Source organism: Vibrio sp. L85 (assembly GCF_963871815.1).
GTDB lineage: Bacteria > Pseudomonadota > Gammaproteobacteria > Enterobacterales > Vibrionaceae > Vibrio > Vibrio harveyi.
Genome location: NZ_CAWMYL010000253.1, coordinates 1 through 11624 on the forward strand (window position 1 = coordinate 1; position 11624 = coordinate 11624).

General features: G+C 45.3%; 10 protein-coding genes. 4 read left to right on the top strand and 6 right to left on the bottom strand.

Annotated elements, in window-relative coordinates:
* Positions 1-451: 451 nt before the first annotated feature.
* Positions 452-1324, bottom strand: coding sequence for a Tim44 domain-containing protein (locus AACR11_RS28325; RefSeq protein ID WP_005446611.1), 873 nt, complete (start codon positions 1322-1324; stop codon positions 452-454).
* Positions 1325-1580: 256 nt separating this feature from the next.
* Between AACR11_RS28325 and AACR11_RS28330 the strand changes: the two genes are divergently transcribed.
* The 3 genes from AACR11_RS28330 (at position 1581) to AACR11_RS28340 (ending at position 5125) form a co-directional block, all read left to right on the top strand.
* A complete protein-coding gene (locus AACR11_RS28330; protein ID WP_005446609.1) occupies positions 1581-2171 on the top strand; it encodes a TetR/AcrR family transcriptional regulator in 591 nt (196 codons plus the stop codon).
* A gap of 13 nt (positions 2172-2184) precedes the next feature.
* Positions 2185-4059, top strand: coding sequence for an MFS transporter (locus tag AACR11_RS28335; protein ID WP_029788612.1), 1875 nt, complete (start codon positions 2185-2187; stop codon positions 4057-4059).
* Positions 4060-4219: 160 nt separating this feature from the next.
* A complete protein-coding gene (locus AACR11_RS28340; RefSeq protein WP_029788613.1) occupies positions 4220-5125 on the top strand; it encodes a YeiH family protein in 906 nt (301 codons plus the stop codon).
* Here AACR11_RS28340 and AACR11_RS28345 read toward each other — a convergent pair.
* Together AACR11_RS28345 and AACR11_RS28350 are read right to left on the bottom strand one after the other, a co-directional pair.
* Positions 5111-5311, bottom strand: a complete 201-nt coding sequence (locus AACR11_RS28345; RefSeq protein WP_005446604.1) for a hypothetical protein — start codon at positions 5309-5311, stop codon at positions 5111-5113. The two genes, AACR11_RS28340 and AACR11_RS28345, sit on opposite strands and share 15 nt — an antisense overlap.
* 355 nt (positions 5312-5666) lie before the next feature.
* A complete protein-coding gene (locus AACR11_RS28350) occupies positions 5667-6551 on the bottom strand; it encodes a LysR substrate-binding domain-containing protein (RefSeq protein WP_005446602.1) in 885 nt (294 codons plus the stop codon).
* 156 nt (positions 6552-6707) lie between these two features.
* Between AACR11_RS28350 and nagE the strand changes: the two genes are divergently transcribed.
* Positions 6708-8162, top strand: a complete 1455-nt coding sequence (gene nagE / locus AACR11_RS28355; RefSeq protein WP_029788614.1) for an N-acetylglucosamine-specific PTS transporter subunit IIBC — start codon at positions 6708-6710, stop codon at positions 8160-8162.
* A 50-nt stretch (positions 8163-8212) separates the two neighbouring features.
* Here nagE and menE read toward each other — a convergent pair whose 3' ends face one another.
* The 3 genes from menE to menB form a co-directional block, all read right to left on the bottom strand.
* Positions 8213-9646 carry an o-succinylbenzoate--CoA ligase gene (gene menE / locus AACR11_RS28360; RefSeq protein WP_029788615.1) on the bottom strand — a complete coding sequence of 478 codons (1434 nt, stop codon included), beginning with the start codon at positions 9644-9646 and terminating at the stop codon, positions 8213-8215.
* Complete coding sequence (menC, locus tag AACR11_RS28365; protein WP_029788616.1) at positions 9631-10620, bottom strand: o-succinylbenzoate synthase; 990 nt, start codon at positions 10618-10620, stop codon at positions 9631-9633. The genes menE and menC overlap by 16 nt, the downstream gene beginning before the upstream one ends.
* A 128-nt stretch (positions 10621-10748) precedes the next feature.
* Positions 10749-11615 (bottom strand): 1,4-dihydroxy-2-naphthoyl-CoA synthase, encoded by an 867-nt coding sequence (gene menB / locus AACR11_RS28370; RefSeq protein WP_005446595.1) that lies wholly within the window; start codon positions 11613-11615, stop codon positions 10749-10751.
* Between the last annotated feature and the right edge of the window lie 9 nt (positions 11616-11624).

Below are 11624 nucleotides of genomic sequence, written 5' to 3' on the forward strand. Positions count from 1 at the left end.
TGCCGGCACTGCCTTCGATGGTTCGAATCCGTCCCCCTCCACCATATTGAAGAAGCCAGCTCATTGAGCTGGCTTTTTTCGTTCTATACCTATCAATTTTCAATGACTACCCCACTATCTGGCTAAATCTAGTCTCACTCACAGCGCGATTTTTGGTGATCTTTCGTTAAGTAGTACGACACCTAGATACTTTTAACTAGCTCTGCTTGAGAGGAATCCAAGTGTCAGCTGGTTTATTTTAGGTCAATGGAATCAAGCCATAGATCATCTCATTAGCTCTATCTTCACCAATCCCTATGTGTGACTCATCGTTTCCCTTGTAAGAATCCTATTTGCTCGACTTTAACCACTCGAAATTATATCGATAGGTTTCGATTCTCTGATTTCCAGACATAAAAAAACCCGCTCGAAAGCGGGATTTTACTAAGACTAAATTGAACGCTGCTGGTGATTAACCTTGAATACCGACAATCAACCAAGGTGCGTTTGGTACCGTTAGGTCGCGCTCTAGGTGCCAGATATCTTCGATATCTTCTTCAATGCCTTCTGCTGCATCACGGTAGCGACCACTGAACTGCAGACTAAGCTGTGCTTTACTTGCATCGTAGTCAGCGCGAACGATTTCAGCATCTACATACATCACATCGGTGTGTTGCTCGCCATCTAGCTTCGCACGTTCTGCTTTCAAATCTTCAAATAGGCTTGGTGAAACATACTCTTCAATCGTGTGAAGTTGGTTATGGTTCCATGCGCCTTGCAAGATGCGGTAGTGCTCACGAGAGCCATTGATAAATGCAGCTTGGTCAAAACCCGGTGGGTAGTTATGTGGGATGTCAGTTTGAGCACCGAAACCGCCAAAACCACCAGCGTTTGTATTTGGCTGTTGCTCAAAATTCTGCATGTTTGGTTGCTCGAACTTAGAAGCATTACCGCCAAATGCTGGCTGTTGACGATGCTGATTCATACTGCCCTGTTTAGCGCCAAGCATGCCGCGCATCAATTTAAAGATAACAAATGCAATCAAACCGATGATTAGGATATCCATAAATTGGATACCTTCGAATGCACCACCAAAGAATGCTGCTAACAAACCACCAGCAAGAAGACCACCAAGTAAGCCGCCCATCAAACCTTTTTTGCTTGATGATTTAGCACCTTGTTCTTTACCAATGGTGTTTGTGTTTTGTTGCTGCTGTTTAGGAGCAGGGGCTGTTTTATAACTCTTACCGAAAGACTTACCACCACCGAACTTTTTCGCTTCCGCGATAGGCGTTACAGCAACAGTAAACATCAGTAGGGCGACAATCGAAAATAAACGTTTCATCGTTATCCTTAAAATTGACGATATGTACTTAATCGCGCTGCATGATAGTGAAATGAACGAGCATCTAATATCAGTAGCACGCTAAATATGAGATGTGTCCATCATACTCCGTCGGATTCAACAATGAAACAATCCGTAATAGAAGACATGTATCAGAATATTGCCAACCCACAGGTTTCTGACTTGTTTGCGTTATTGACGGTCAATCAGTAGCTGACTATCATATTGAACGTTGTTCAATAAGTAGTTTTAAATTATGGCGCGCAGAAACGATCACACTAGAGAAGAGTTAGTCAATTTGACTCTTACCACAGTCAAAGACTTTTTAGACGAAAACTCTTACCACGACCTGAGCCTTCGCAAGATCGCTAATATGATAGGTTACGTGCCAAGTACTCTCGTTAATATCTTTGGCAACTATAACCTACTGCTTTTACATGCCGTTGCACAGACATTGGATGAGTTGCAACAAGAAGCAGTAACCGCGACCAAAAACAGTAAGGATGCTCATCAAGCACTTTTTGAACTGGCATACTGCTACCATGACTTTGCGCAAAAACACCCTTACCGCTGGCAACTGGTATTTGAGCACAACATGAATGGTGCTGAGCTTCCAGAGTGGCACGCGAAGCGCATCGATGGTATGACAGGAATGTTGGAATCCTTATTGGCACAAATCGCTCCCCATCGTACTGAATCTGAAGTATTACAAGCGAGTCGAGTATTATGGTCAGGTGTTCACGGCATTACACTTCTGAGCGTCGATGACAAATTTTTCTCAAGCGAACCTATTGATGGTAAAGAGCTTATCGATAACCTGATTTCAAACTACCTGATCAGCTGGTAATAAAGGATTGTTCATGTCATCAGACAGCCAGTCGTCTTTGCTTAGGCAGCGAAAGTTCCTCCCCTACTTTATTACCCAGTTTTTTGGTGCTTTCAACGACAACATATTTAAGAACGTACTGCTGCTGTTTGTGGCTTTTGCTGGGTCAAGCGCGTTACCAATTTCTAGCAACCTTTTCATTAACTTAGCGGCAGGCTTGTTTATTCTTCCATTCTTCTTATTCTCTGCATCAGCTGGGGTGCTCGCGGATAAGTACGAGAAGTCATGGTTTATTCGAAAGGTAAAGTTGTTCGAGATCGGCATCATGCTATTAGGCGCAATTGGTTTTATCACCGAAAGCTATGGCGTCCTGCTCTTATTGCTGTTTTTGATGGGTACCCAATCGGCGTTCTTTGGACCAGTCAAATATGCCCTACTTCCTCAACAACTTAATGAGAGAGAACTCGTCCCTGGCAACGCATTAGTCGAAGCTGGTACGTTTATCGCAATTCTGGTCGGTACTCTCGGTGCCGGTATTATTGCCTCAGCAGAGAGTGCCAAATATCTTGCTGCTTTCTGCGTTGTCATCTTTGCTGTTTTGGGCTACCTATCTAGTCGCTTTATTCCGTTTGCATCAGCCAGCGCGCCGGACATTCAATTCAAATGGCAACCATATAAACAGACCAAGCACACACTCGCGATTGCTAAGTCTGATCGTATTGTCTTCCAATGCATCATGGCAATCAGCTGGTTTTGGTTCCTAGGTGCGGCTTATCTGACTCAATTTCCAAACTTCACCAAGGTGTATTTGAACGGTACCGAAAGCGCGGTTTCTTTCCTTCTAGCGCTATTCTCTGTTGGCATTGCGGTTGGCTCCATGGCGTGTAATTGGCTCTCAAATCATCGTATTGAAGTCGGCATCGTGCCGATTGGTGCTCTCGGTATCACAATCTTCGGTTTTTTGATGGCAACATCGATTCCGACCGATCTGCCTCGCTTCCATACTTTCGCTGAGTTTGTTAGCTACGATGCATTCTGGCTCTTGTTCTTCTACTTATTAATGATAGGTGTATCCGGCGGTCTCTTTATCGTCCCCCTTTATGCCTTGATGCAACACCGAGCTAAAGAAACGGAACGAGCGCAGGTCATTGCAGGCTTAAACATCTTTAACTCTCTATTCATGGTAGGCAGCGCTGTATTAGGCATTGTTTGTCTAAGCGTACTTGAAATGAGCATTCCTCAATTGTTTGCTCTTCTGGCGGTGCTTAACTTCCTCGTTGCAACGTACATTTTTTTGCAGATTCCTATCTTTGTGGTGCGCTTTGCAATGTGGGTGGTCACTCATACCATTTACCGAGTGAAGCACAAGAACTTACACCACCTACCAGAACACGGCGGGGCATTGATCGTCTGCAATCATGTCAGCTATATGGACTCACTGCTATTAAGTGCCGTTTGTCCTCGTCTCATTCGATTTGTGATGGAAGAAGACTATGCGAACCTTCCTCCTTTGCGACGATTCCTTCGCCGAGCAGGCGTGATCCCCATCTCGGCTAGCAATCGAACATCGATTCGCCGCGCATTTAATGATGTTGAGAAAGCACTGAGTGAGGGTCATATTGTGTGTATCTTCCCAGAGGGACGTTTAACGTCAGATGGTGAGATGAACGAGTTTATGCGTGGTATCGATATCATCCTTCGCCGCAGCCCTGTCCCAGTCATACCAATGGCACTGAAAGGTTTATGGGGCAGCTATTTCAGCCGTGCAAAAGGTCGCGCATGTAAGGGGTTACCAACCCGTTTCTGGTCTAAATTAGAAATCGAAGCAGGAACACCCGTCGATCCAAAACAAGCCAGCGCGCAAGTTATGTTTGAAAAAGTAAGAGCACTTCGAGGCGACTGGCGTTAAACTCAGAGCAGCACTTTCATATTCTTGAACATGCGTTTAGTTTAACTGAACGTATGTTCAATTCATTAAGACTTTCTGACCAAAAGCGTTACTGTATACTCCACGCTTTAACTCATAACAACGAACGACACCCTTGAATACAAAGAATATCCCCTTTGGATTGGCACTGCTGTTTTGTTTAACCCCTTTCGTGTCCTCTCCTATTGCGCTTGTGGTCGGTTTTCTATTGGCGAGTTTTAGCCTAGTACCGACAGAACTTACTATTGCCTCTTTTACCAAGAAGTTGCTTTCCTATTCAATCATTGGCTTAGGATTCGGTATTCACTTTGAGCAGGCTCTAGCAGTCACTTCTGACGGTATTGGTCTTATCATCGCCACCATTCTTGGCACGCTTGTGATCGGTATGACGATCGCGAAGATGATTAAGTTAGAACGAACGACCGCTTACTTAATCGCTTCTGGCACTGCAATTTGCGGTGGCAGTGCAATTGCCGCTGTCGCTCCAGCGATTAAAGCGAAGGACGAACAAATCGGTCTTGCACTTGCAACGGTTTTCGTTCTGAACTCATTAGCGCTATTTATCTTCCCAGTGATTGGTCACGCAATAGGCTTGGATCAGCATACGTTCGGAACATGGGCGGCGATTGCGATTCACGACACTTCTTCAGTTGTGGGTGCCGCGTCTGCTTACGGCGAAGAAGCACTTACGACAGCAACAACATTGAAGCTCGCCCGAGCATTGTGGATTATCCCTGTCGCACTGATCAGTGCTGTGATCTTTTCTCGAGGTAATGGAGAGGAAGGCAAAAGTAAGTTAGTGATTCCTTACTTCATTTTCTGGTACTGTGCTGCAATTGCATTCAGCGATTTCTTCCCACAATTTGAAGTGGTATATCAAGGCATCTTTGCCATTGCTAAGCAAGCTCTTGTGGTTTGTTTGTTCTTGATTGGTTGCAGTATTTCAGTCTCAAAACTCAAATCAGCAGGCGCAAAGCCATTACTGTTTGGCGTCACGTTGTGGGTACTGATTTCTACTACGTCTCTAGGCTGGTTACTTCTCAGCTAAACCTTGATCGATTTTCTGAGGCTGGGTTGGCTCAACTTTTCGCGTGCTTTGACTTTTGTGTACCAACACTAAAGCTATTGCAACCAGAAAGGCAGTTAACTCAGCCAATGAACGCATTAACCCCTCACTGCTGACAGCTACACCGATTTGCAATAATACCGCCGCTGCTAACGCTAATTTGATCATCCTGAACCTTATGCCTTATTCCTTTATCTTTGAGCATGATTATGATTCAGAGTTATAAGGATACGAAATTACCTTTTCGACTAATTCATTGCGAAATCAACTATACCCAAGTGACTTCAAGGTGCTGGATTCAGAGCGCTGTCACTGATTCAAGTTCAAGGAAAACAACGAAGCGTAATAGCAAGCTCTTTCCAAGTTGTTTGACGATGAAATTGTTTCAGTGACACACTCCCAAAAGGTGAGTTGCCTTGGTTCGTATGCTTCGTTAACAACTTTTGATTTAGAACCACTAGATCTTCAAATTGTTGCCTCGCCTTCAAACCAAGTCATTCTCGCTGAACCAAGCATTTTGAGGTTACTTGGGTATATGACTTTCTATCCATGAAATAAAGGTTTTCACTTTAGGTCGATGTTCATAGCCAGATGGACAAATTAAATCGTACCCCAAGTTCGTATCCATTGTCGGATAAGGGCTAACCAATTCTCCTTTATCCAGTAAATCTTTGACGAATCGATACCGCCCCATCGCCACACCAACACTATTTCTCGCCGCGAGCACCGCCATATCTCGATGGCTAACACAATAAAAATGCTCAAAGATATCAACATCAAGTCCCACATGGGCAATCCATCGTTGCCATACATCCGAACCCAATGCATGGATAAAGTTGATACGATGAAGTGATGCCATCCCATCCTCTAAAATATTCTGTTCTTTCATGTACTCAGGTGTACAGACCGGGATGTACTTTTCACCAAACAGTCTTTGGCGATACACATCAACCAAATGCTCCGTATCATAAAAAATCGCAGCATCAATGTGATTAGTCACTAAATCTAATTGGTTTTCCTGTGCAAACAGGTTGAGGTTAAATCCCGGATAAAGACGTTTAAAATCCGCAATACGTGGCATCAACCATCCATTTAAGAATCCCGGAGATGCAGCGATATTCAGTTCACCAACTAAATCCGTTGATTTTATTTCTTCAATTTCATTAAAGATGGTGCTCAGTGACGATGATAATGTCTTTTGGAATCGGTACCCTTCTGCGGTCAAATCTAACTTCCGCGTACCTCGCACAAACAGAGAAAAACCAAGCTCCTGCTCTAGCACTTTGATGCGATGACTCACAGCGCCTTGAGTGAGGTGCAACTCTTTCGCTGCCTGCGTAAAGCTGAGGTGCTTCGCTGCGATACTGAAAGTATGAAGGTTTCTAAGCAGTAACTGTTGGTTAGCCATAACGCACCATGCATTAAAAATATTAATTCATGATAGTAGTGATTTCGTTTGTTTGCGTCGATAATTAAGTTTCAAATAGTCTCTAGAAACTAAATAAAAACACCACTTTCAAACATAGATCATGTTTTAGGTGGCATTAAAATTATAGGGGCAAATATGAATATACTCGGCTATATGCAAAAAGTCGGTAAGGCATTAATGGTACCCGTGGCGACCCTACCTGCTGCGGCAATATTAATGGGGATTGGCTACTGGATTGATCCGGTCGGTTGGGGCTCTGAAAGTGTTTTAGCGGCATTCCTAATTAAATCCGGTGGAGCCATCATTGATAACATGGCGGTACTGTTCGCCGTTGGTGTCGCTTTCGGATTAAGTAAGGATAAGAATGGCTCTGCCGCTTTATCTGGTTTTATCTGTTTTATGGTGCTAACCACATTACTAGCACCGGGTGCCGTTACTCAATTGATGGATATTAGTGCTGACGAAGTGCCTGATGCGTTCAACAAAATCAACAACCAGTTTATCGGTATTCTAGTTGGCGTGATCTCAGCAGAAATCTATAACCGTTACTCTGGTGTTGAGCTACCAAAGGCGTTGGCATTCTTCAGTGGCAAGCGTCTGGTTCCAATCTTAACCTCTATCGCTGGCATGGCTTTGGCTTTTGTCCTGCTTTACGTATGGCCTGTGATTTATGATGCATTAATTATTTTCGGGACTAAGCTCGAATCCATGGGGGCGTTAGGCGCAGGTCTCTTTGGCTTCTTTAACCGTTTGATGCTGACAATCGGCATGCACCACGCGCTCTACCCAGTCTTCTGGTTTGATGTGGTTGGCATCAACGACATTCCAAACTTCTTAGGCGGCGCACAGTCTATTGCCAATGGTACGGCTGTGATCGGCAAAACTGGTATGTACCAAGCTGGCTTTTTCCCAATTATGATGTTTGGCCTACCAGGTGCCGCTCTTGCGATTTATCACTGCGCTGATAAGCAAAACAAAACCAAAGTGTTTTCTATCATGCTGGCTGCTGCGATGGCGTCTTTCTTCACTGGTATCACAGAACCTCTAGAGTTCAGCTTCATGTTCTTAGCGCCAGTGTTGTACCTGATTCACGCAGTATTAACGGGGATCTCAATGTACATTGCGGCAAGCATGCAATGGATGGCAGGTTTTGGCTTCTCTGCAGGCTTCGTTGACTTCGTACTATCAAGCCAAAACCCGCTGGCGACCAAATGGTACATGCTGATCCCACAAGGTTTAGTTTTCTTCGCGATTTACTACAGCGTATTCCGCTTTGCGATTATTAAGTTCAACTTACGTACACCCGGTCGCGGCGAGGATATGGAAAAAGAAGTCACTGAGAACATTGGTGAATTGGCGAAAGACTACATCGCAGCGATTGGTGGTGCAGATAACATTCTCGAGTTGGACAATTGTATTACTCGCCTTCGCTTGACTGTAAAAGACTCTTCTCTAGCCGATGAAGCTAAGCTAAAACAACTAGGTGCTGCTGGCGTAGTTATGATTGGTAAAGGCGGCTTACAAGTGATTATCGGATTGGGCAAAGTAGATAAAGTGGCTGAGCAGATGAAAGTCGCGCTCGCTAACTAAAGAATTGTGGTGACTCACCATCACCACATCCCCCTGAAGTGCAATAACGCTTAGTCACCGTTTTGCACTTCATTTTTTAGCCAGTCTTTCACTGCTTTGCGCGACACTTTAATACCACCACCTAACAGAGTTTGAGGCATTGCGTAATACGCTACTGGCCATTTGAATTTCTCTAGCTTAGTTTTTAGGTATTGCTCGTACTGTACTTTGCTCAATAACGATTCAGTTTGAATCACAGCCACTGGTCGGTGTCCAAATTCCGCATCTTCTACTGGCACAACAATGCTTTGCGAAATACCCTCGATTTGGTTCAGTACTGCTTCAGTTTCTTCGCAGTGAACATTCTCACCGCCAGAGATGAATTGGTTGTCTGCTCGTCCAATGATCTTAAGTTCATCGCCTTGCCACTCACCTAAGTCTTTACTGTCGAACCAACCATCATCATTAAGCAGAGAAGTAATACTTCCTTGATTAAAGTAGCCAGTTGCGAGAGTGAGCCCGCCAATATAAATGCGTTGCTCCTCCAGCTTAATATCTCGATTTTGCAATAGGTGACCTGCATTGCTGATGCTGTCTATTTGCTTTGCTGTCACCGTTGAAGCGGCTTCCGTCATGCCGTAGCCTAGCCAAGTCTCAATGCCTTGTTGTGTCGCTCGTAGTGCGAGCTCATGTGCGACGTGGCTACCACCCAGTAATACATGCGTGAGAGACAATTCAACTTGTTCGTCCAGCAAACGCTTAAGCTGGGTCGAGACTAAAGAAGCATGAGAGACACCAACAATATCGTCTGCAAGGCTTCCACTTCCGACCTTAATGGTTGCACCAGCGAACAGCCAGCGATACACAATGGCAAGACCAGAAACATGATAAAGCGGCAAAGAGAGTAACCACGTATCTTGTTGGTCGAACCGAAACTCAGCCAACAGACCTTGAGCTGAAGAAAGGTGCTGTCTATGCGTATGAACAACCGCTTTGGGCGTACCGGTTGAACCAGAGGTAAATACGATAGATGCGAATCCATCATGCGAGTATCCGTCAGTAGAGAGCACTGATACATCATCGGTGTCAGTGTCTGGAATCGACAACAAGGTAGCACTAAGTTGTGATAACTGATTTTCAGAGTACAAACCAACAGCACCATCAGCAAACCAAACAAAGCGTTGCTGGTTCGGTTTGTATAATGTCGTTAGTTTGCCAGACAGAGCCTCAAAAGGCTGCAGCATGGTTAAAGCAACAGTCGCTCCTAACTGCTGAGCGGCAAGATAAAACCACAGGGTTTCAACTTGATTCTTACCGACTAACGTCACCACATCTCCATTCATCACACCTTGCTGTTGCAGGGAATGAACATAATGGCTAATCCGTACCGCTAATTGCTGCCAATTGAGCGACGCTTTGTTTGTTTCAAGTGCAATAGAAAAAGGGCTCACATGAGCCCAGTATTTCCATGGTGCAATCGCAATATCATCTACGCTGAATGCCACACTAACTCCTGCTCTGACAGCGGAATAACTGGAAGATCGCACTTCGGCCAGCCCTGCTCTAATTGCGCTTTAAACAAACCAATGGTATCCAAACCTGGGATCTCATTTGGTAGTTGCCATTGTGCTAAGCGCGCAAGTTGGTTGAGACCTAAGCTCGATTCAATGCTTGAGCTGATCACGGCTTTAATGCCCAGCGTCTTCGCCTTTTCAATCAGCTTAATACAGAAATCAACCGAGCCGATTAACGTTGGCTTGATGATGATGGTTTTCACACCAGTAAGATCTTCCAAGCTGAAATCTTCACGACGAACCGCATCTTGCAACGTCTCATCCCACGCGATAGCGATCCCCGTATTGATTGCAAAAGACAGGCTGTCGCCAGGAGAGCGACATGGCTCCTCCAAGAAAGTGATGCGCTGGCGTAGTGATGGTGCAATGTATTTTGCAAACTGCTGCGCTTTTTCTGGCGTCCAAGCACGGTTTGCATCAAGACGAAGCGTTAGTTGTGGAATCGACTCAAGGAACAAGTTCACCAGCATACCGTCACGAATCGGTTCATACAGACCGACTTTTACTTTCGCGACTTTTTCGCCTTCCATTTCGTTCAGTTTTGGGATCAGATCGTCTGGGTCACCGTTACACAAAGGCGCGACTTGGTGCTTACCTTGCGCAGGTAAACCACCTTCAAGCTCCAGTTGAGCCATCGACAAACCAAACGCAACCGATGGATACATGTGGTTGTAATCCAAAGGTAAGTTCGCAACCCAGCGTTCAACCTGAGCTTGCAATTGAATACCGGCTTCTTCCACACCTTCCAAGCTAAAACCAACCAGTGGAGCGACTTCACCACGACCTATTTTATCGCCTTCGGACAGTTCAACGATATAACCTGTACGTTCCGTCAACTTGTTATCACGCAGTATCACGCCACTGTCCATTGGCAAGCAGTAACGATAAATCTTCGCTTTACGCATAATTCGAATCCTATGTAATGCCGTATATTCTGAGCTCTTTAGCGAGAAAACCCGCTAGCCTCCCAGAGGGCGAGGCGCTCAGGACGAAAACGAAATAGAGGAGCGCATGGCTCCTCTTCTTATACGGATTATGGGTTACGAGGGAATTTGTCGAAGTCTGGGCGACGTTTCTCGTTGAATGCGTTACGACCTTCTTGGCCTTCATCCGTCATGTAGAACATCATTGTCGCGTTACCAGCAAGCTCTTGCAGACCCGCTTGACCATCACAGTCTGCATTGAGTGCCGCTTTCAAACAACGTAGCGCCATAGGGCTATGTTGTAGAACTTCACGACACCAGCGAACGGTTTCTTTTTCTAGGTCTTCTAGTGGCACAACTGTGTTCACTAGTCCCATATCTACTGCTTCTTGTGCATTGTAGAAGCGACATAGGAACCAGATTTCGCGAGCTTTCTTCTGGCCAACAATGCGAGCCATATAAGATGCACCCCAGCCACCATCAAATGAACCGACTTTAGGACCCGTTTGACCAAATTGTGCATTATCAGCTGCAATCGTTAGATCACACATCATGTGAAGAACATGACCACCACCGACAGCCCAACCTGCAACCGATGCGATCACTGGTTTTGGACAAGTACGGATGTCGCGTTGGAAATCCAATACGTTTAGATGGTGAGTGCCTTGGTCGTCTTTATAGCCGCCGTAATCACCGCGGATCTTCTGGTCACCGCCAGAACAGAAAGCGTCTTCGCCTAGACCCGTTAGAATGATCACGCCAACACCAGAGTCGTAGCGTGCATCTGCCAACGCATCAATCATCTCTTTCACCGTTTGAGGGCGGAACGCATTACGCACTTGTGGACGTGCAATAGTAATTTTCGCGATACCGTCTTCAGACTTGTGGTAATGAATGTCCTCGTATTTCTCGCCGCAATCTTTCCATTGAACCGGAGCGTAAAGTTCTTCTTCAGAAATGCCTACTGTTTTAGCCATGGTGATTCC

What these genes read in the sequence shown, in the direction of transcription:
- AACR11_RS28335 (WP_029788612.1), top strand. Translation starts at nt 2,185, where the DNA reads ATGTCATCAGACAGCCAGTCGTCTTTGCTTAGGCAGCGAAAGTTCCTC.
- menC (WP_029788616.1), bottom strand. Translation starts at nt 10,620, where the DNA reads ATGCGTAAAGCGAAGATTTATCGTTACTGCTTGCCAATGGACAGTGGC.
- menB (WP_005446595.1), bottom strand. Translation starts at nt 11,615, where the DNA reads ATGGCTAAAACAGTAGGCATTTCTGAAGAAGAACTTTACGCTCCGGTT.
- AACR11_RS28330 (WP_005446609.1), top strand. Translation starts at nt 1,581, where the DNA reads ATGGCGCGCAGAAACGATCACACTAGAGAAGAGTTAGTCAATTTGACT.
- AACR11_RS28345 (WP_005446604.1), bottom strand. Translation starts at nt 5,311, where the DNA reads ATGATCAAATTAGCGTTAGCAGCGGCGGTATTATTGCAAATCGGTGTA.
- AACR11_RS28350 (WP_005446602.1), bottom strand. Translation starts at nt 6,551, where the DNA reads ATGGCTAACCAACAGTTACTGCTTAGAAACCTTCATACTTTCAGTATC.
- nagE (WP_029788614.1), top strand. Translation starts at nt 6,708, where the DNA reads ATGAATATACTCGGCTATATGCAAAAAGTCGGTAAGGCATTAATGGTA.
- AACR11_RS28325 (WP_005446611.1), bottom strand. Translation starts at nt 1,324, where the DNA reads ATGAAACGTTTATTTTCGATTGTCGCCCTACTGATGTTTACTGTTGCT.